Below are 19,771 nucleotides of genomic sequence, written 5' to 3' on the forward strand. Positions count from 1 at the left end.
AACGCGGGAGCCGGACTCCCGCGTTGGTGTTGCTGAGCGTCGCGACGGAGGCGGACAGACCCATGTCCAAGAGAGACTACTACGAGGTACTAGGTGTCGAGCGCGGTGCCGATCAGAAGGACATCAAGAAGGCCTATCGGCGCCTGGCACAGAAGTACCACCCGGACCGTAACCCGGACGATGACACCTCGGCGGAAAAATTCCGTGAAGTGTCCGAGGCCTACGAGGTCCTGACCGACAGCGAGAAGCGTGCGGCCTACGACCAGTTTGGCCATGCCGGCGTCGACGGCCAGGGCGGTGGTGGCTTTGGCGGCGCCGGGGCTGGCGGCTTCAGTGACATCTTCGGTGATGTCTTCGGTGACATCTTCGGCGGTGGCGGCGGACGTCGTAACCCCAATGCGCCCCAGCGGGGCAGCGACCTGCGCTACAACCTCGAGCTTGACCTCGAGAGCGCGGTGGCCGGCACCAGTGTCGACATCCGTGTGCCGCGTCACATCGAATGTGAGCGCTGCGACGGCGAAGGTGCCGAGCCGGGTTCCACCAAGGAAACCTGCCCGACCTGTCACGGACACGGTCAGGTTCGCATGCAGCAGGGCTTCTTTGCCGTGCAGCAGACCTGCCCGACCTGTCACGGTAGCGGCCAGCACATCAAGGTGCCGTGCCACGCCTGTCATGGCGAAGGTCGCGTGCGCGAGACCCGCACCCTGTCGGTGAAGATTCCGGCCGGCGTCGATTCTGGCGATCGAATTCGTCTCAATGGCGAGGGCGAAGCCGGTATCAACGGCGGTCCGCCCGGGGACCTGTACGTGCAGGTCGCGATCAAGCCGCACCATATCTTCGAGCGCGAAGGGCGTCACCTGCAGTGTGAGGTACCGATCAACTTCGTCGACGCAGCCCTCGGCGGTGAGCTCGAAGTGCCGACGCTGGATGGTCGGGTGAAGCTGAAGATTCCGGCGGAAACCCAGACCGGCAAGCTGTTCCGACTGCGCGGCAAGGGTGTCAAGCCGGTACGCGGCGGCCCCGCCGGCGATCTGTTGTGCCGGGTGGTGGTGGAAACCCCGGTCAAGCTCAGCGAGGAACAGAAGGATCTGCTGCGCAAGTTCCAGGACAGCCTGGGTGGCAGCAACGCCCAGCACTCGCCGAAGAAGTCGAGCTTCTTCGACGGGGTGAAGAAGTTCTTCGAAGATATGAAGCTGTAAGTCGCGTAGCCTCGGGCCAGGCGTGATCCTGCGCCGACCAGGGCTTAGTGACGATGATCGACCCCCGACGCCTGGCGCCGGGGGTCGGTTTTTTGTGTCGGCTGCACATGGGCCGTCAGCGGGGCGTCACGCTCGGGCGCTTCTGATGGGCAGCTTGATTGGGTGGGGCAGAGCTTGTGGACGGCGCGGCTCTTCTGAACAGGGACGATGATCATGAGTGATAGGGATAGGCCCCTGGCGGGCATCGTGCTGCGCATCGCCTCCGGGGTGCTGTTCGCCGCCATGCTGGTGTGCGTGAAGTGGGTGAGCGACGAGGTGCCGCTGGGCCAGGTGGTGTTCTATCGCTCGGCCTTTGCGCTGTTGCCGATCGTGCTGTTTCTGGCCTGGCGTCGGGAGTTTCCGGCAGGGCTGGCGACCCGGCGCCCCTTGGGCCATCTGCTGCGCTCGAGCCTCGGCGCCGCCTCGATGTTTGCCACCTTTGCGGCCCTGGCGCGCCTGCCCGTAGCCGAGGCCACCTTGCTGGCCCAATTGGCGCCGGTACTGATGGCGATCGGCGGCGTGGTGCTGCTGGGCGAGCGCTTTACCCCACCGCGAGCGCTGGCACTGTTGCTCGCCGTGGGCGGGGTGGCGGTGCTGGTGGTGCCGGATATCGGTAACGCCGACAAGGCCGGCCAATTGTCGGGCTACGCGCTCGGTGTGCTGGGGGCGTCGTTGACCGCCGCAGCGCTGGTCACGGTGCGGCGCATCTCGCGCACAGAGGGGGCCGGTGCCATCGCCTTCTACTTCGTGCTGGCCTGCACCCTGGCGGGGCTGGCGACCCTGCCGCTGGGCTGGGTAGCACTGCCGACCCAGACGCTGACGCTGCTGATCCTGGCCGGGTTGCTGGGGGGCGCGGCGCACATCTGCATGACCTTGGCGCTGCGCTTCGCCGAGGTGTCGAGGCTTGCCCCCTTCGAGTACATCGCCCTGGTGTGGCCGGTGCTGGCCGATCTCTGGCTGTTTGGCCAGCCGTTGTCGAGCGGCTTTCTGCTGGCGCTGCCGCTGTTGCTCGGCGGTGCCGCCCTGGCCGCCATGGAAGGCCGTCGCCTGGGGTGGCCGCGCCGGCGCTCGCCGCCCGAGAACGGCTAGACATGCGTGGGTACGATGAACAGCAACACGCCGTTGCCTGACGCCGAGATGACATGGGGGATATGATTCTGCGATATATTCGTATTCTCAGAAACGGTGGAAAGCATGGTGGAATCCCGAGCCTTCGTCGAGACCGCATCAGGGCAACGCTTGATCAATCGCCTGTGCAAGCACTGGGCCCACAAGCTCGAGGTGGATGCCGAGAGCGGTCACGTGGTGTTCCCCGGCGGCGAGTGCTGGATGAAGGCGTCCGACTCGCAGCTCAGCGTCGATCTCCAGGCCGAGGACGCCGAGCGGCTGGAGCGCCTCAAGGACGTGGTGGCCAGCCACCTGGAGCGGATGGCGGGCAAGGAGCCGCTCAGCGTCGTCTGGCAGTGAGTTTGGCTGGACGCGATTGGCGCTATAGCCAGCCGGTGCGACGGAAGCGTCGGTAGAGCGCGCCGCAGCACAGCACCATCATCCCCAGCGCCAGCGGATAGCCCAGTCGCCAGTCCAGCTCCGGCATATGGGTGAAGTTCATCCCCCAGATGCCGGCGAGGATGGTCGCTACCGCGAAGATCGCCGCCCAGGAGGCTAGGCGCTTGTGCACCTCGCTCTCGTCGATCGCCACCATCGACAGGTTGACCTGGATGGCGGTAATGATGGTTTCGCGAATGGTATCGATGGCCGCCTCGATTCGATGCAGGTGGTCGTAGACATCGCGGAAGTAGTCCTGGGTCTCGTAGCACAGCGTCGGGACGCGTCCACCGAACAGGTGGGAGCTGGCTTCGGCCAGTGGGGTCACCGCGTGCTTGACGCACATGGTGCGGCGCTTGAGCTGATACAGCCGCTCAAGGCTGGCGCGGGCGCTGCCACGGACGAAGATCTGGTCCTCGATACTTTCCAGTTCGGCCTCGAGTTCTTCGAGCACCGGGAAGTAGCGGTCCACTACGACATCCATCAGCGCATAGAGCACGAAGGCCGGCCCCTGCTTGAGCAGTTCGGGCTCGCGCTCGCAGCGGGCGCGCACGTCGGTGAATCCACGCCCGGAGTGCTGACGTACCGACAGTACATAGCCGGGACCGGCAAAGATGGCCAGCTGGCCATGCTGCACCTCGCCCTGATTGACGCTGATCACTTGGGTGACGACGAACAGAGCGTCGCCGTATTCCTCCACCTTGGGGCGCTGTTCGCCGACCAGGGCATCCTCCACGGCCAGTTCATGCAGCGCGAAGATGTCCTGAAAGGTGGAGAGCTCCTCGGCGTCCGGGTCGTGCAGCGCCACCCAGACAAAGCAGTTCGAGCGCGAGCGGTAGTCATCGATCTCGCCTCTGTCGATGTTGCAAAGACGCCGTCCTTCTTCATACGCCACGCAGTTGACGATCATCGTTGTCCCCTTGCGGTTGTTATCGTGGTTCTGAGGAAAAGGTAGACGCTACGTCGCGGTTGCCGACTGCATGTTGCGCCCAGGCGACCATCGCTGTTCGGCGTTGTGGGCATGAGGGGCTTGGCATTTTGCGTCGGAATAACTATCTTCAAGTGAAGATACTTTTCTTGGAGATAAGTGATATGCAGGTTCCGTCCACCGGGCCTAACGATGCCATCGATCGACTGATGGCGGAGTGGTGCAGGGTTCTCCCGGATCGCGACCCTGGCGACATGGGCATCTTTACCCGGCTGTATCGCGTGCTGAAGCATGTCGACCGTCGGGTTCAGGCGGTATTCCGGCAGCACGGCTTGAAGGAAGGCGAGTTTGACCTGCTGGCGACCCTCTACCGGCGCGACGTGCACGAGGGGCTGACACCGAACGCCCTGTGCGAGGCGGTGGTGCTGAGTTCAGGGGCCATGACCCACCGCCTCGATCGGCTCGCCAGTCGTGGCCTGGTGGAGCGTGTTGCCAACCCTGAAGATCGTCGCAGTGTCCTGATTCGTCTCAGTGAGTCGGGAAAAGCCATGATGCCGGCGCTGCTGGACGCCTACCTGGCTGAACTCGCTTCGATGCGCGCCACCCTGGCAGATGATGAAGCGGCAGGCCTGGCAGCTGGTCTTCGCCAGTTGCTGTTGGCGCTGGAAGGGGAGGTCAGCCGTGATGACGACTGAATGCCGGGTGTCCAGCGATAGCAGTGTGTGGTGGGCCCACGCCGGGATGCTGGTGTGGGCGACGCTGGTGGGGCTGTCCTTTCCGGCGGTGGGGATGTTGAGTGAAGGGCTTCCGCCACTGTCGCTGACCGCACTGCGCTTCGTGATTGCCGCTCTGGCGGTGTTGCCGCTGGTGTGGGGTGCGCCTGGTCTCCGGCCGAGTCTGGCCGGGCTCGGGCTCTATGGGTTGATGGGTCTCTGTCTGGCGAGCTTCTTCGGCACCATGTTCTGGGCGGCGCACCTGACCACGGCGCTGTCCATGGCCACGCTGTTCGTCAGCGTGCCGCTGCTGGCCTACGGCCTGGGCCGGCTGGTGGGGGTCGAGCATCGAGCCCTGGCGCTGCTGGCCCTGCTGGTACTTGGCGCCGTCGGCGCGGTGGGGCTGGCCTGGGCCGAGGCCGGTGGCTCCTTTGCCCGCATGCAATTCGGCGTGGGCGAAACCGCCTTCTTCGCTGGCTGCATCGCCTCGGCGATGTATCCGGTGTTGTCCAAGTTGGGGTTGGCGAAGGGCTGGCTATCCGAGCACGCGGGGGTGCGTACCCTGTGGAGCCTGGTGATGGGGGCACTGCTGATCGGGTTTTCGGGTCTGGTCTTCGGGGATCCGGCCGCGCTGGGCCGTATGACGCTGTTCGATCTGGCGGTGGTGGCCTATCTCGGGCTCTTCTCCAGCGGAATGACCTTCTGGCTGCAGCAGCGGGCGACCGCCATCCTGACCCCGGCGGCGGTTACCGCCTACGGCTATCTGGTGCCCTTTGTGTCGATGCTGTTGCTGTTTGCCCAGGCGCCTGAACGCCTTGCACTCGAATGGCTGCCGGGCAGTCTGCTGGTCGTGCTGGCCATCGCGCTCCTGCTGCGGCGGGACGTCAAGCTGCGCAGCCAGGCGTGAGCAGGCGAGTTTTACTCAGACATCTTTGCATCATTGGGCAAAGAGGTGGGCGGTGTACGGATTTAGCCTAGTGCGGTGTGGTGGTGGTTATATGAAGCTGTAAAGGTGGGGCAAAGGCGCATCAATGCCAAGGAGCCCCCCCATGCCGTCAGCCAGCCCCCTTCTCGGCGCACAAGCCGTTTCCCCTTGTCAGCAGCCTGGCGACCGCGGCCTTGCCAACGACGTCTTCTCCGAGGCGCTGAGCGAGCGCTACGACCAGCTGGCCCGCGACGAGCGATACGGCACCTTCACCGGTTCCGTTCTTCACTATCTCAATCTGGAGGAAGATCTGGTCGGCAAGCGTCTTCTTGATGTGGGCTGTGGCAACGGAGCGCTGGCGGCCGAGCTCAAAAGCAAGGGTGCGCAAGAGGTGCTGGGTATCGACATCAGCCCCTCCCAGGTCGCGCTGGCCAGCCGGCGCCACCAGGCACCGGGCCTCGGCTTTCGGGTCGAGGACGCCTATCGCAAGCTTGTTCTGCCGGAGGCGCCCTTCGATACCCTGGTCAGTGTCTTCGCCTTTCACTTCATCCAGCACCAGGCCATGCTCACCCGTGCCTGCCGAAACCTGTTCGAGGCGCTCAAGCCCGGCGGTCTGCTGGTGTGGCTCGATATCACTCACGACTATGTGCTTGACCCGGCGCGCATGGATCGCCTCGAGGCGTTGACCAGCTATCGCTACGACCCGGGTGTGGCGCCGGGTGAGCGGCCCCGGCCCTGGAGCCTGGTGCCTGGTCAGGTGCGCGCCGGTGACGACGTCTTGCCGGTGGACCACGTGGCGATCCCTGGTCGCACCGTGGTCACAACGCTGCAGTCGGTCGGCTTCTCTCAGGTCAGGCGCGAGCCGCTGCGCTTCACCGATGCTGAGTCGGCCTGGCTGTGGGGCCCCGACGGCTTCAATCACCACCTGTTGGTGGCCCGCCGCTGATCAGCGGGCAGTGACATCACCGGCTGTTGGCACGGGTAGATCCAGTGTCGAGAGAGCGCGCGCCTTATCGGGCAGTCGAAAGCAGCCGAGCAGGTTGCGCTGCAGGGCGCTGAAGTTGTCGTCGCTGACCATCAGAAATTCGCCACCGGGCAATTGCGCTAGCCCCTCCATATTGTCGACGCGCCAGCCTTCTCCGGCGGACAGGCTGGCCAGGCGTGTCACCCGTACCTGCGGCGGTGGCAGCAGCTCCACCAGGCTTAAGCTGATGGTCAGCGGACGTGGCGGGGAAAAGGCGCGTTCCAGCGCCAGCAGCCGCGGTGGCGAATTGGTGACGGTGTCGCCCAGTGCCAGCAGGTCGGTCAGGGCGCTGGCGACCGGTGAGGCCAGTGGGTAATGCCACCGGCGCGTGTCGGTAGCGTTCTCCGCCAGGCTGAACAGAAGGGTGTGCCTGACGCCGTTTTGCGCGCTCATGCCATCGGGCGGTGACTCCAGACCCGCCACCAGTCCGATGCCCGGCACCCGGGTGAGTGCTTCCAGGCTTTCGTTATCACCGGCGTTGTGGCTGGCCGTGGAGCGCAGTGGTTCGCCTTTCGGCATCCCGTCGAGAGCGAAACGCTGCACGCGATGATCCTGCTCGAAGCCGATCAGCAGTTCGGTGTTGCCGGTGACGCCATCATCGGCCCTCTCCAGCACCAGCGACTCGGCGTCTGCTGCCTTGCCCTCAAGCGGCGTACCGTCCTGCGCCTTCAATCGATGGCTGGTGATCGGGCGCAGGTCTACCAGGCGGCCGTGTTCAAGTACTGGTCGTGCCTGGTGCACCCGCCCACGATCGGATACCAGGTGCAGCAGGTTGTCGTCTGTGTCCCAGGCCATGGCCGAGAGTCCCCCAAGGGGAACGCCGGATTCGTTTTCGGTAGGGCGCCACTGGCTCGGTAGTGCCAGGGTGCCGCACATGCTCAGCCCCGGCTGGGCGGGGGCCTCGCCCTGCAAGCTGGTCGGCTTGACCTGGGCGGTGCAGCCGCCAAGCCACAGGGTCGCTGCCAGCGTGCTGATAAGGGGCAATCGGAGCATTTTTCTGAACGGCATGGGGCGGTCCTGTCGGGCGGGAATGTCAGCGTGATGGCCAGGGCGAGGCAAGAGGGAGCGACGTTGGTATACTGCGCCGAATCCCTTTACATTTTGGCGTATCTACGTTGATCCGCCTGTCTGTTCGAACTCTCGTTTCTCCAGGAGATTGCATGAGCCGTACCGCCCCCCGTATCGCCATCGTCGGCGTCGCCGGCCGCATGGGCCGCACCCTGGTCAACGCCGTGATGCAGGACGACGACGCCGTCCTCGCCGGCGGCATCGTCGAGCCGGGTAGTTCGCTGGCTGGTGCCGATCTGGGCGAGCTGGCCGGCGTCGGCCGCCAGGGCGTGGCGGCGGTGGACTCCCTCGAGGCCATCGTCGATGACTTCGACGTGCTGATCGATTTCACCGCACCCAAGGTGACCCTGGCCAACCTGGCCTTCTGTGCCGAGCATGGCAAGGCCATCGTCATCGGCACCACCGGCCTGTCCGATGACGAGCAGGCCGAGCTCGACGATTATGCCGAGCGAGTGCCCACGGTGTTTGCGCCCAACATGAGCGTCGGCGTCAATCTGACCCTGAAGCTTCTGGAGACTGCAGCGAAGGCGCTGGGCGACGAGGGCTATGATATCGAGGTCATCGAGTCCCACCATCGTCACAAGGTCGATGCGCCGTCCGGTACCGCCCTGCGCATGGGCGAGGTGGTCGCCGGGGCGCTGGATCGCAACCTCAAGGAGCACGGGGTGTTCGAGCGGGTAGGCCAGTGCGGTCCTCGCGATCCCAAGGAAATCGGCTTCGCCACGGTGCGTGCCGGCGATATCGTCGGGGAGCACACCGTGATGTTCGCTACCGAAGGCGAGCGCATCGAGATCACCCACAAGGCGTCCAGCCGCATGACCTTCGCCCGGGGCGCGGTGCGCGCAGCACGCTGGGTCGCCGAGCGTGAGGCGGGACGCTACGGCATGTCCGACGTGCTGGGCCTGGACTGAGTTTTGTGAGCCTCTGGCGACGTCGCGGGTGGTGTTGCCCATGGCAAAGTGCTTGTTCCGGGGTAGTCAGCTCGGCCCAGATGCTGTAACATTCCAAAAATTTTGGCCGGGCCGGGCATGAAAGTGTCGCGTCGAGAGCGTTTAGTACGTCTCTCGCAGCATAGGTGCCGGCTCTGCATTCCGAGCGAATGACAACAAGCGGGATGAAACCGGTCAAACACCGGGTTTCGTCCCGCTTTTTTACGGCCCGGCTCCTTGTGTGCTTGACGCACGATGGGCCGGGTCGGTGCCGAATGGCCTGGCGACAGGTCGCCGACGCCGGCGAGCGTATGGCGGCGGTCGTAGATACCTTGACGAGCTTTGGGAGGACGTAGCGTTGAACAAACCCGCAATCTTGGCCCTGGAAGATGGCAGCGTATTCCACGGCACGGCCATTGGCGCTGATGGGCAGACCAGTGGTGAGGTGGTGTTCAATACGGCCATGACCGGCTATCAGGAAATTTTGACCGACCCCTCCTATTCCCGACAGATCGTCACCCTCACCTATCCCCATATCGGCAATACCGGCATCAATCCCGAGGACGTCGAGTCCGCCAGCATCGCCGCCGCGGGCCTCGTCATCCGCGATCTGCCGCTCGTCGCCAGCAACTTCCGATCTACCCAGAGCCTCTCGGACTATCTCGCCAGCCAGAACGTGGTGGGCATCGCCGACATCGATACCCGCCGGCTGACTCGAATCCTGCGCGACAAGGGTGCCCAGAACGGTGCCATCGTGGCCGGCGACGAGGCCCTGGGTGACGACGCCGAAGCGCGCGCCCTGGAAGCCGCCCGCGCCTTCCCCGGGCTCAAGGGCATGGACCTGGCCAAGGTGGTGTCCTGCAGCGAGCGCTACGTCTGGAACGAGGGCGAGTGGACGCTGGGCAAGGGCTACGCCGATACCGAAGGGGCCGAGCGGCCCTTCCATGTGGTGGCCTACGACTACGGCGTCAAGTTCAACATCCTGCGCATGCTGGCGAGTCGCGGCTGCAAGCTGACCGTGGTGCCGGCCCAGACCCCGGCGTCCGAGGTGCTGGCGCTCGACCCCGACGGCGTCTTTCTGTCCAACGGACCCGGCGACCCCGAGCCGTGTGACTACGCCATCGACGCCATCCGCGAGATCCTCGAGACCGAAGTGCCGGTGTTCGGCATCTGCCTGGGCCACCAGTTGCTGGCGCTGGCCAGCGGTGCCACTACGGTCAAGATGAATCACGGCCACCACGGCGCCAACCATCCGGTGCAGGATATGGACAGCGGCCACGTGATGATCACCAGCCAGAACCACGGCTTTGCCGCCGACGAGACCACGCTGCCGGATAACCTGCGCGCCACCCACCGCTCGCTGTTCGACGGCACCCTGCAGGGGATCGAGCGTACCGACCGTCCGGCGTTCAGCTTCCAGGGCCACCCCGAAGCGAGCCCCGGCCCCCGCGATGTGGCGCCGCTGTTCGACCGCTTCATCGACATGATGCGCAGCCGTCGCTAAGGCGCCGACACAGACTCCGGTTCATCGTCCAATTTTCTTGCGGGAAGCACCATGCCCAAGCGTACAGACCTGAAAAGCATCCTTATCATCGGCGCTGGCCCCATCGTCATCGGCCAGGCCTGCGAGTTCGACTATTCCGGCGCCCAGGCCTGCAAGGCGCTGCGCGAAGAGGGTTTTCGCGTCATCCTGGTCAACTCCAACCCGGCCACCATCATGACCGATCCGGCCATGGCGGATGCCACCTACATCGAGCCGATCACCTGGCAGGCGGTGGAGAAGATCATCGAGGCCGAGCGTCCCGACGCCGTGCTGCCGACCATGGGCGGCCAGACCGCGCTGAACTGCGCGCTGGATCTCGATCGCCACGGCGTACTGGAAAAGTACGGCGTGGAGATGATCGGTGCCAACGCCGACACCATCGACAAGGCCGAGGACCGCGATCGCTTCGACAAGGCGATGAAGAATATCGGTCTCGAGTGCCCCAAGGCCAAGGTCGCCCACAGCATGGATGAGGCCTGGGAGATCCAGGGCGAGCTGGGCTTCCCGGTGATCATCCGGCCGTCCTTCACCATGGGTGGCTCCGGTGGCGGCGTGGCCTACAACAAGGAAGAGTTCAAGGAGATCTGTGGGCGCGGCTTCGAGCTTTCGCCGACCCACGAGCTGCTGATCGACGAATCGTTGCTGGGCTGGAAGGAATACGAGATGGAGGTCGTTCGTGACAAGAACGACAACTGCATCATCGTCTGTGCCATCGAGAACTTCGACCCCATGGGCGTGCACACCGGTGACTCCATCACCGTGGCGCCGGCCCAGACGCTGACCGACAAGGAATACCAGATCATGCGCGACGCATCCCTTGCGGTGCTGCGTGAGATCGGTGTCGAGACCGGTGGCTCCAACGTCCAGTTCGGCGTGGACCCCGAGACCGGCCGCATGGTGGTCATCGAGATGAACCCGCGGGTGTCGCGTTCCTCCGCCCTGGCCTCCAAGGCCACCGGCTTCCCGATCGCCAAGATCGCCGCCAAGCTGGCGGTGGGCTACACCCTGGACGAGCTGCAGAACGACATCACCGGCGGTCGCACCCCGGCGTCCTTCGAGCCGTCCATCGACTACGTCGTCACCAAGATTCCGCGCTTCACCTTCGAGAAGTTCCCCCAGGCCAACGACCGTCTGACCACCCAGATGAAGTCGGTGGGCGAGGTCATGGCCATCGGCCGCACCTTCCAGGAGTCGCTGCAGAAGGCGCTGCGTGGCATGGAGACCGGCAACGACGGTCTCGATCCCATCGTCACCGAGTTCAGCGACGAGAACATGGCGCTGATCAAGGGCGAGCTGCAGGCCGCCGGCGCCGAGCGTATCTTCTTCATCGCCGATGCCATGCGCTCCGGCATGTCGGTGGCAGAAGTGTTCGAGCTGACCAACATCGACCCCTGGTTCCTGGTGCAGCTCGAGGATCTGGTCAAGATCGAGCAGGATCTGTCCAGCCGTCCGCTGTCGTCGCTGGACGCGCGCGAACTCTATCGTCTCAAGCGCAAGGGCTTTGGCGATGCTCGCCTGGCCAAGGTGCTGGGCGTGTCCGAGGACGATGTGCGCAGGGCGCGCCATGACGCCGGTATCCGTCCGGTCTACAAGCGCGTCGATACCTGCGCCGCCGAGTTCGCCTCCGACACCGCCTACATGTACTCCACCTACGAGGAGGAGTGCGAGGCCGAGGTCAGCGATCGTAAGAAGATCATGGTGCTGGGCGGTGGCCCCAACCGTATCGGTCAGGGCATCGAGTTCGACTACTGCTGCGTCCACGCCGCCTTCGCCATGCGCGACGACGGCTACGAGACCATCATGGTCAACTGCAACCCGGAGACCGTGTCCACCGACTACGACACCTCCGATCGTCTGTACTTCGAGCCGGTGACCCTGGAGGACGTGCTCGAGATCGCCGACAAGGAGAAGCCGGTCGGGGTGATCGTGCAGTTCGGCGGTCAGACGCCGCTGAAGCTTGCACGTGCGCTCGAGGCCGCCGGTGTGCCGATCATCGGTACCACCCCGGACGCCATCGACCGCGCCGAGGATCGCGAGCGCTTCCAGCAGATGATCGACAAGCTGGGCCTCAAACAGCCGCCCAACGCCACCGCCAGAAGCTTTGACGAGGCCTTCAGCAAGGCCGAGGCGATCGGCTACCCGCTGGTGGTGCGCCCGAGCTACGTGCTCGGTGGGCGCGCCATGGAAATCGTCTATGACGCCAGCGAGCTGGAGAACTACATGACCCACGCGGTCAAGGTCTCCAACGACTCGCCGGTGCTGCTCGATCACTTCCTGAGCGCCGCCATCGAGATCGACATCGACGCGGTGTCCGACGGTGAGCAGGTGGTGATCGGCGGTATCATGCAGCACGTCGAACAGGCTGGTGTGCACTCAGGCGACTCCGCCTGTGCGCTGCCGCCGTACTCGCTGCCGGCGGAAGTGCAGGACGAGATGCGCGAGCAGGTCAAGCGCATGGCCGTGGAGCTTGGCGTGAAGGGCCTGATGAACGTCCAGCTGGCCTGGCAGGACGGCGAGATCTACGTCATCGAGGTCAACCCGCGCGCCTCGCGCACCGTGCCCTTCGTGTCCAAGTGCATCGGTACCTCGCTGGCCCAGGTGGCGGCCCGTTGCATGGCCGGCGTCAGCCTCAAGGAGCAGGGCTTCGAGCGCGAGATCGTGCCGCACTTCTACAGCGTCAAGGAGGCGGTGTTCCCGTTCAACAAGTTCCCTGGCGTCGACCCGATCCTGTCGCCGGAGATGAAGTCCACCGGCGAGGTAATGGGGTCCGGCGACACCTTCGCCGAGGCCTTCTACAAGGCCCAGCTCGGTGCAGGTGAGGCGATTCCGGCTCTGACCGGCGATCGCAAGGCGTTCCTGTCGGTTCGCGAGCCGGACAAGGCGGGTGTTATCGAAGTGGCGCGTTCTCTGGTAACATTGGGCTTCACACTCTGTGCGACCCGAGGAACGGCGGCAGCCCTTGAACAGGCTGGTCTGCCCGTCGAGGTCGTCAACAAGGTTTACGAAGGCCGGCCACACATCGTCGATTCCATCAAGAACGACGAGATCGCCTATATCGTCAATACCACCGAGGGCCGCCAGGCCATCAATGACTCCTCGGTGATCCGCCGCACCGCACTCGCCCGCAAGGTTCCCTATGCCACGACGCTGGCAGGGGCCAGTGCCGTTTGTTTGGCGCTCGAGTACGGCAATGCCGTGACCGTGCGGCGGCTACAGGAACTGCATGCAGGAGCGAATACATGAACAAGGTCCCGATGACCGTCGCCGGTGAGCAACGCCTGCGTGAAGAGCTCGAACAGCTCAAGAGCGAGGCTCGCCCGACAGTGATCGCTGCCATCGCCGAAGCGCGTGAGCACGGCGACCTCAAGGAGAACGCCGAGTACCACGCCGCGCGCGAGCAGCAGGGCTTCATCGAGGGGCGTATCCAGGAGATCGAGGGCAAGCTGTCCAACGCCCAGGTCATCGACGTCACCAAACTGCCCAAGACCGGCAAGGTGATCTTCGGCGTGACCGTCGAGCTTCTGAATCTGGATACCGACGAAGAGGTGACCTACCGCATCGTCGGTGAGGACGAGGCCGACATCAAGCAGCGTCGCATCTCGGTCACCTCGCCCATCGCCCGTGCCTTGATCGGCAAGGAAGAGGGTGAGGTCGTGCTGGTCCGCACCCCCGGTGGTGAGGTCGAGTACGAGATCACCGGCGTCGAGCACATCTAGACCCGGATCCTTCGATCCAGACGACACCGCCCCGCCAGGAATCCTGGCGGGGCGGTGTCTTTTCTGGCGACAGGATCGTCGGCGCCCGGTGGTGGCGCAGCGACGCCGGTGCGTCAGTGGCGGCCGTGGTGGTTCTCGAAGCGGGTGATGTTGGACAGCTTCGGATTGGCCTTGGGGTTCTTGCGGTACAGCAGGGCCACCTTGCCGATCTTCTGGATCAGCTCGGAGCGGCTCTGGGCGACGAGTTCGTCGAGCACTGCGGTGCGGTCGTCGCGGTCGGGGATCGCGAGCTTCACCTTGACCAGTTCGTGGTCGTTCAGGGCTCGTTCGAGCTCGGCCAGCATGCCTTCGGAAATACCGTTCTCCGAGGCCGTCACCACCGGGTCGAGGTGGTGGCCGATGCTGCGCATTGCTTTCTTTTGTGCCTGTGACAAGCTCATGGTATCTTGCTTCATTCCGTTTTGGCCGTAGGGCGCGTGACAGCACATGGTACGGGGATTCCCCGTGCGGTGAAAGCGCTTGTGCATGACAATCTCCAGGCAGCCGTTCGCTGGCGGTGGCAAAGCCGCTCGATGCGTCGTGCAGCCCACCCCTCGGTTCCTGCGGCGAGCCTCCCCGCCACGCGGTTCGGCTCCGGCGGCCATGCCGGGTGTCCGCAGTAAATGCACTTCGAGCAACGCCCTTCCGGCAATTGTTCAGGAAATCTTCTTTCAGGTGGCTCAGTGGCAGCATCCCGTCCCCCCTCCGGTAAAAAATCCTCATCCGGCAAGAGCAGCGCGAGCAAGACCAGCGCCAGCTGGTTGAAGGAACACTTCGATGATCGCTACGTTCAGCAGAGCTGGCAGGACGGCTACCGTTCCCGGGCCAGCTATAAGCTGGTGGAGCTGGACGACAAGGACAAGCTGTTCAAGCCGGGCATGACCGTCATCGATCTGGGTGCGGCGCCGGGCGGCTGGAGCCAGATCGCCGCAGAGCGTGTCGGTGACGCCGGCGTGGTCATCGCCTCGGACATCCTCGAGATGGACGCCCTGGCCGGGGTCGACTTCGTACAGGGTGACTTTACCGAGGAAAGCGTGCTGGAAGAGGTGCTGGCAAGGCTCGGTGATCGCCCGGTGGACCTTGTGATGTCGGACATGGCCCCCAATATGAGTGGTATGGCGGCCATCGATCAGCCCCAGGCAATGTACCTGGTGGAGCTGGCGCTCGACCTGGCTCGCCAGACGCTGCGTCCCGGGGGTACCTTCCTGGCCAAGGTGTTCCAGGGCGAAGGCTTCGACGAATATCTCAAGGAGCTGCGCGGCGCCTTTCAAAAGGTGGTGACGCGCAAGCCGGGGGCATCGCGGGCACGCTCCCGCGAGGTCTACCTGCTGGCCCAGGGATTCAAGGGCTGAGCATCGGCGCCGGTCGACGTCTGATAGACCGCGCCTACCGGAGCGATACCGGCAAAAGTGGCCTGGCTGTGCCAGTCTTGAGGCATGGTACAGGCAGGAAAGGACACATGATGGCGTGCGATGGCCTGCCAGGCAGTCATCGCATCGACATTTTTTCGGCATTTTCCGAGGGTGAGTCCCGGCGGAAGGGGCGCTTGCGCCGCTTCGTTGGATCCGATCAGGCTGGCTGAACCAGGCCGGGTCATGTAGTGTCGAACCCTTAGGCACCTAGGCCGACAGATTCTTGCAATTGAGGGTGGTCCCTTGAACGACATGGCGAAGAACCTGATTCTGTGGTTGGTCATCGCGGCGGTGCTGCTGACGGTGTTCAACAACTTCAGCGTCGAGAACGCACCCAACCAGATGAACTACTCCCAGTTCGTCGAACAGGTGCAAAACGAGCAGGTACGCAGTGTAACCATCGACGGTTACACGATCAGCGGTGAGCGCAACGATGGCTCCAGCTTCCAGACCATCCGCCCCTCGGCGGAGGACCCGAAGCTGATGGACGATCTGTTGTCCAACAATGTCACCGTGGTGGGCAAGAAGCCGGAACAGCAGAGTCTGTGGACGCGACTATTGATCGCGAGCTTCCCGATTCTGCTGATCCTGGCCATCTTCATGTTCTTCATGCGCCAGATGCAGGGCGGTGGTGCCGGCAAGGGCGGCCCCATGAGCTTCGGCAAGTCCAAGGCCAAACTGCTGTCCCAGGATCAGATCAAGACCACCTTTGCCGACGTGGCGGGGTGTGACGAGGCCAAGGAGGAAGTCGAGGAACTGGTCGACTTCCTGCGTGATCCGACCAAGTTCCAGCGGCTGGGTGGCACCATCCCCCGCGGTGTCTTGATGGTCGGGCCTCCCGGTACCGGCAAGACCCTGCTGGCGAAGTCCATCGCCGGCGAGGCCAAGGTGCCGTTCTTCTCGATCTCAGGCTCTGACTTCGTCGAGATGTTCGTCGGTGTGGGTGCTTCCCGTGTGCGCGACATGTTCGAGCAGGCCAAGAAGCAGGCACCCTGCATCATCTTCATCGACGAGATCGACGCCGTGGGTCGTTCGCGCGGCGCCGGCATGGGCGGCGGCAACGACGAGCGCGAGCAGACGTTGAACCAGCTGCTGGTCGAGATGGACGGCTTCGAGGCCAATGAAGGCATCATCGTCATCGCTGCCACTAACCGTCCCGACGTGCTCGACCCTGCGCTGCTGCGCCCGGGCCGCTTCGACCGTCAGGTGGTGGTGCCGCTTCCCGATATCCGTGGTCGCGAGCATATCCTCAACGTGCACCTGCGCAAGGTGCCGCTGGCCGATGACGTCAAGCCGACCTTTATCGCCCGTGGTACCCCTGGCTTCTCTGGTGCCGACCTGGCCAACCTGGTCAACGAGGCTGCGCTGTTCGCCGCTCGTCGTAACAAGCGTCTGGTGGGCATGGAAGAGCTTGAGCTGGCCAAGGACAAGATCATGATGGGGGCCGAGCGCCGCTCCATGGTCATGACCGAGAAGGAAAAGCTCAACACCGCCTACCACGAGTCGGGCCACGCCATCATCGGTCTGGTGATGCCGGAGCATGACCCGGTCTACAAGGTGACCATCATTCCGCGTGGCCGCGCCCTGGGTGTGACCATGTTCCTGCCGGAGCAGGATCGTTACAGCCTGTCGCGCCAGCAGATCATCAGTCAGATCTGTTCGCTGTTCGGCGGTCGCATCGCCGAGGAGATGACGCTGGGGCCGAACGGTGTCACCACCGGCGCCTCCAACGACATCAAGCGTGCCACCGAACTTGCCCACAACATGGTGGCGAAGTGGGGCCTGTCCGAGGAGATGGGGCCGATCATGTACGACGAGGACGAGTCTCACCAGTTCCTCGGCGGCCCTGGTCAGAGTGGTGGCAAGCTGAAGTCGGGCGAAACCACCTCGCGTCTGGACAAGGAAGTGCGCAAGATCATCGACGGCTGCTACGAGCAGGCGCGTCAGATCCTCGAGGACAATCGCGACAAGCTCGACGCCATGGCCGAAGCGCTGATGCAGTACGAGACCATCGATGCGGATCAGCTCAAGGACATCATGGAAGGGCGTGACCCGCGTCCGCCCAAGGACTGGGATGAGCCCGGTTCCGGCGGCGGCTCTCCGGTCACCGGTGATCCCGAGCCGTCGAAGGAGCCGGAGTCCGGCGCCGACACCAGCGACGGGGACGAGGAAGAGGATGACAAAGGCTCCGGCCGTCGCCCCTCCGACCCCCTTGGCGGCCCCGCCGGTAGCTGACGGCCCGCCCGCTCACAGAGGCGCCCCGCGGGGCGCCTCTGGCGTTGCATGACCCGCCTCTCGCATTAGTATTCTTTGGTGAATACCAGATTTTCCCAGGACATCCTCTTCGATGGACGCTCGTTACCCCGCTGTACTGCCCTGTGGTCGACACCGCCTCGATCTGACCTTTCCCCGCATCATGGGGATCCTCAACGTCACTCCCGATTCCTTTTCTGACGGTGGCCATCACGTGGTCATCGACGACGCCCTGCGCCATGCCGAACAGATGCTTGCCGAGGGTGCCGCCATCATCGACGTGGGCGGCGAGTCCACGCGGCCCGGTGCGACGCCGGTCACCGCGCAGCAGGAGCTCGACCGGGTGATCCCGGTGGTCGAGGCGCTGGTACGGGAGCTGGATGCCCTGGTGTCGGTGGATACCTCGACGCCGGAGGTCATGCGCGAAAGCGCCCAGGCCGGGGCTGGCATGATCAATGATGTGCGCAACCTGCGTCGTGAGGGCGCCGTCGCGGCGGCGACCGGCACCGGGCTGCCGGTGGTGCTGATGCATATGCTCGGCGAGCCGGGCGACATGCAGGACGCGCCCCGTTATGACAGGCCGGTGGAGGAAGAGGTCGCAGACTTCCTCGAAAGGCGCATCGCCGAGTGCGAGGCCGCCGGTCTCAAGCGAGAGCGACTGTTGCTTGACCCAGGTTTTGGCTTCGCCAAGACCGTGGAGCATAATCTTCGCCTGTTGCATCGCCTGGAGCGCCTGGAAGCCCTGGGGCTTCCGCTGCTGGTGGGGATGTCGCGCAAGAGCATGATCGGCAAGGTGCTCGACCGTGCGGTCGAGGAGCGCCTGTCGGGCGGTCTGGCCTTGTCGGCACTGGCGGTGGAGCGAGGCGCACGGATACTACGCGTTCACGATGTGGGGCCCCATGTGGACGCGGTGAACATGACCTGGGCCGTTCTCGAGGAAGGAGAACACCATGGCTAGACGCTATTTTGGCACGGATGGCATTCGCGGTACTGTCGGTCAGGCGCCGATCACGCCGGACTTCATGCTCAAGCTGGGCTGGGCTACCGGCCGCGTGCTCGAGCCACGCCGTCAGCGGGCGCGGGTACTGATCGGCAAGGACACCCGGATCTCCGGCTACATGTTCGAGTCGGCCCTCGAGGCGGGACTTTCGGCGGCGGGCGTTGACGTGATGCTGCTCGGTCCGATGCCGACACCGGGTATCGCCTACCTGACGCGGACCTTTCGCGCGGATGCGGGGATCGTCATCTCCGCTTCCCACAACGCCTACCAGGACAACGGCATCAAGTTCTTCTCGGCCGAGGGCGCCAAGCTGGGCGATGAGATCGAGGAGCGCATCGAGCGCGCACTGGATGAGACCCTGACCACGGTGTCACCGGGGGAGTTGGGCAAGGCCAGCCGGGTCGACGACGCCGCCGGGCGCTATATCGAGTTCTGCAAGTCGACGATCCCCGACCGGGTCAACCTGCACGGCCTGCGTATCGTGCTGGACTGCGCCCATGGCGCGACGTATCACATCGCGCCGGCGGTGTTCAAGGAGCTCGGGGCCAAGGTCAGCCTGGTCGGGGCCGAGCCCGACGGCCTCAATATCAACCAGGAGGTGGGCTCGACCCATCCCGCGGCGCTGCGCGCGGCGGTGATCCAGCAAGGCGCCGATCTGGGTATCGCCTTCGATGGCGACGGCGATCGAGTACTGATGGTGGACGCCGACGGTCACGAGATCGACGGTGACGACATGCTCTACCTGATCGCCAAGGACCGTCACGAGCGTGGCGAGTTGGGTGGTGGTGTGGTCGGTACCCTGATGAGCAACTTCGGGCTGGCTGCAGCGCTGGAGTCCATGGGCGTGCCCTTCGAGCGTGCCAAGGTCGGCGATCGCTACGTGATGGAGCGCCTGGCCGCCAACGACTGGCAGCTGGGTGGCGAGTCCTCGGGGCATATCGTCTGTCGCCACGTGCAGACCACCGGCGACGGTATCGTCTCGGCGCTGCAGGTGCTGTCCTACATGGTGCGTGAGGAAAAGCCGCTGTCACGTCTGCTGCACGGCTTCGAGAAGGCGCCCCAGTCGCTGGTCAACGTGCGCTTGTCGGCGGGCGTCGACGCCAAGGCGGTGATGGCCGACCCGAATCTCGAACAGGCCACCCGTGCGGTCGAGGCCGAGCTTGGCGATGAGGGCCGCGTGCTGCTGCGCCCCTCGGGTACCGAGCCGCTGATTCGCGTCATGGTCGAGGGGCGCCCTCATCTGGATGTCGAAGGGCTGGCCAGGCGTCTGGCCGATGACGTGCGTGAGCTGGTCGGCTGAACCCTGATCTCACCGCCCGGTTTCGCGGTGCCATGACGCGAGGCCTGGTGGACCCTGATGCCGGCGAGAGCGCCTTGTCGGCTTGCTCCAGCGCGGGACCGAAGGCTTCGATCCCGCGGCAAATCTTGTCTTGACAGG

17 protein-coding genes are annotated in these 19,771 nt (G+C 64.6%); 14 read left to right on the top strand and 3 right to left on the bottom strand.

What is annotated here, in order from left to right; translation table 11 throughout:
* Positions 1 to 62: 62 nt before the first annotated feature.
* The 3 genes from dnaJ to NFH98_RS01110 all read left to right on the top strand — a co-directional run bounded on the left by dnaJ (position 63) and on the right by NFH98_RS01110 (position 2,705).
* Positions 63 to 1,199 carry a molecular chaperone DnaJ gene (gene dnaJ, locus NFH98_RS01100; protein WP_045992286.1) on the top strand — a complete coding sequence of 379 codons (1,137 nt, stop codon included), beginning with the start codon at positions 63 to 65 and terminating at the stop codon, positions 1,197 to 1,199.
* Between the two features lie 213 nt (positions 1,200 to 1,412).
* Entirely contained in the window at positions 1,413 to 2,327 is a 915-nt protein-coding gene (locus NFH98_RS01105) for a DMT family transporter (protein ID WP_348827431.1), read from the top strand.
* 105 nt (positions 2,328 to 2,432) lie between these two features.
* Positions 2,433 to 2,705 carry a DUF2218 domain-containing protein gene (locus tag NFH98_RS01110; RefSeq protein ID WP_045992284.1) on the top strand — a complete coding sequence of 91 codons (273 nt, stop codon included), beginning with the start codon at positions 2,433 to 2,435 and terminating at the stop codon, positions 2,703 to 2,705.
* Positions 2,706 to 2,727: 22 nt separating this feature from the next.
* Here NFH98_RS01110 and corA read toward each other — a convergent pair whose 3' ends face one another.
* Positions 2,728 to 3,693: a magnesium/cobalt transporter CorA gene (corA, locus tag NFH98_RS01115; RefSeq protein ID WP_222569905.1), complete on the bottom strand. Its 966-nt coding sequence runs from the start codon at positions 3,691 to 3,693 to the stop codon at positions 2,728 to 2,730.
* Positions 3,694 to 3,875: 182 nt separating this feature from the next.
* Here corA and NFH98_RS01120 point away from each other — a divergent pair, with 182 nt between their 5' ends.
* The 3 genes from NFH98_RS01120 to NFH98_RS01130 all read left to right on the top strand — a co-directional run bounded on the left by NFH98_RS01120 (position 3,876) and on the right by NFH98_RS01130 (position 6,295).
* Positions 3,876 to 4,406, top strand: a complete 531-nt coding sequence (locus NFH98_RS01120) for a MarR family winged helix-turn-helix transcriptional regulator (RefSeq protein ID WP_124805081.1) — start codon at positions 3,876 to 3,878, stop codon at positions 4,404 to 4,406.
* Positions 4,396 to 5,331, top strand: coding sequence for a DMT family transporter (locus NFH98_RS01125; RefSeq protein ID WP_348828110.1), 936 nt, complete (start codon positions 4,396 to 4,398; stop codon positions 5,329 to 5,331). Before NFH98_RS01120 ends, NFH98_RS01125 begins: the two co-directional genes overlap by 11 nt.
* Before the next feature lie 142 nt (positions 5,332 to 5,473).
* On the top strand, positions 5,474 to 6,295 hold the full coding sequence (locus tag NFH98_RS01130) for a class I SAM-dependent methyltransferase (protein WP_108450016.1): 822 nt from the start codon (positions 5,474 to 5,476) through the stop codon (positions 6,293 to 6,295).
* Here the strand turns inward: NFH98_RS01130 and NFH98_RS01135 are convergent, their stop codons facing one another.
* Entirely contained in the window at positions 6,296 to 7,381 is a 1,086-nt protein-coding gene (locus tag NFH98_RS01135) for an esterase-like activity of phytase family protein (protein ID WP_348827432.1), read from the bottom strand. It lies immediately after the preceding gene.
* A 152-nt stretch (positions 7,382 to 7,533) separates the two neighbouring features.
* Here NFH98_RS01135 and dapB point away from each other — a divergent pair, with 152 nt between their 5' ends.
* From dapB to greA, 4 genes are all read left to right on the top strand, one after another.
* Positions 7,534 to 8,352, top strand: a complete 819-nt coding sequence (gene dapB / locus NFH98_RS01140; protein ID WP_287163525.1) for a 4-hydroxy-tetrahydrodipicolinate reductase — start codon at positions 7,534 to 7,536, stop codon at positions 8,350 to 8,352.
* 376 nt (positions 8,353 to 8,728) lie between these two features.
* Positions 8,729 to 9,874, top strand: a complete 1,146-nt coding sequence (gene carA, locus NFH98_RS01145; RefSeq protein WP_348827434.1) for a glutamine-hydrolyzing carbamoyl-phosphate synthase small subunit — start codon at positions 8,729 to 8,731, stop codon at positions 9,872 to 9,874.
* 51 nt (positions 9,875 to 9,925) lie between these two features.
* Positions 9,926 to 13,156, top strand: a complete 3,231-nt coding sequence (gene carB, locus NFH98_RS01150) for a carbamoyl-phosphate synthase large subunit (protein WP_108131793.1) — start codon at positions 9,926 to 9,928, stop codon at positions 13,154 to 13,156.
* Positions 13,153 to 13,629, top strand: coding sequence for a transcription elongation factor GreA (greA, locus tag NFH98_RS01155; protein WP_108131792.1), 477 nt, complete (start codon positions 13,153 to 13,155; stop codon positions 13,627 to 13,629). The genes carB and greA overlap by 4 nt, the downstream gene beginning before the upstream one ends.
* Before the next feature lie 113 nt (positions 13,630 to 13,742).
* On the opposite strand, the gene yhbY is transcribed toward greA, so the two are convergent.
* On the bottom strand, positions 13,743 to 14,069 hold the full coding sequence (gene yhbY, locus NFH98_RS01160) for a ribosome assembly RNA-binding protein YhbY (RefSeq protein ID WP_045992299.1): 327 nt from the start codon (positions 14,067 to 14,069) through the stop codon (positions 13,743 to 13,745).
* 282 nt (positions 14,070 to 14,351) lie between these two features.
* Here yhbY and rlmE point away from each other — a divergent pair, with 282 nt between their 5' ends.
* The 4 genes from rlmE to glmM all read left to right on the top strand — a co-directional run bounded on the left by rlmE (position 14,352) and on the right by glmM (position 19,633).
* Entirely contained in the window at positions 14,352 to 15,020 is a 669-nt protein-coding gene (gene rlmE / locus NFH98_RS01165; protein ID WP_045992275.1) for a 23S rRNA (uridine(2552)-2'-O)-methyltransferase RlmE, read from the top strand.
* A 303-nt stretch (positions 15,021 to 15,323) separates the two neighbouring features.
* Positions 15,324 to 17,315, top strand: coding sequence for an ATP-dependent zinc metalloprotease FtsH (gene ftsH, locus NFH98_RS01170; RefSeq protein ID WP_348827435.1), 1,992 nt, complete (start codon positions 15,324 to 15,326; stop codon positions 17,313 to 17,315).
* Positions 17,316 to 17,427: 112 nt separating this feature from the next.
* Positions 17,428 to 18,291: a dihydropteroate synthase gene (folP, locus tag NFH98_RS01175; RefSeq protein ID WP_181248652.1), complete on the top strand. Its 864-nt coding sequence runs from the start codon at positions 17,428 to 17,430 to the stop codon at positions 18,289 to 18,291.
* Positions 18,284 to 19,633 (top strand): phosphoglucosamine mutase, encoded by a 1,350-nt coding sequence (gene glmM / locus NFH98_RS01180; RefSeq protein WP_348827436.1) that lies wholly within the window; start codon positions 18,284 to 18,286, stop codon positions 19,631 to 19,633. The genes folP and glmM overlap by 8 nt, the downstream gene beginning before the upstream one ends.
* Positions 19,634 to 19,771 lie beyond the last annotated feature (138 nt).

This window comes from Halomonas sp. H33-56 (assembly GCF_040147035.1).
GTDB classification, from domain to species: Bacteria; Pseudomonadota; Gammaproteobacteria; order Pseudomonadales; family Halomonadaceae; genus Halomonas; species Halomonas litopenaei.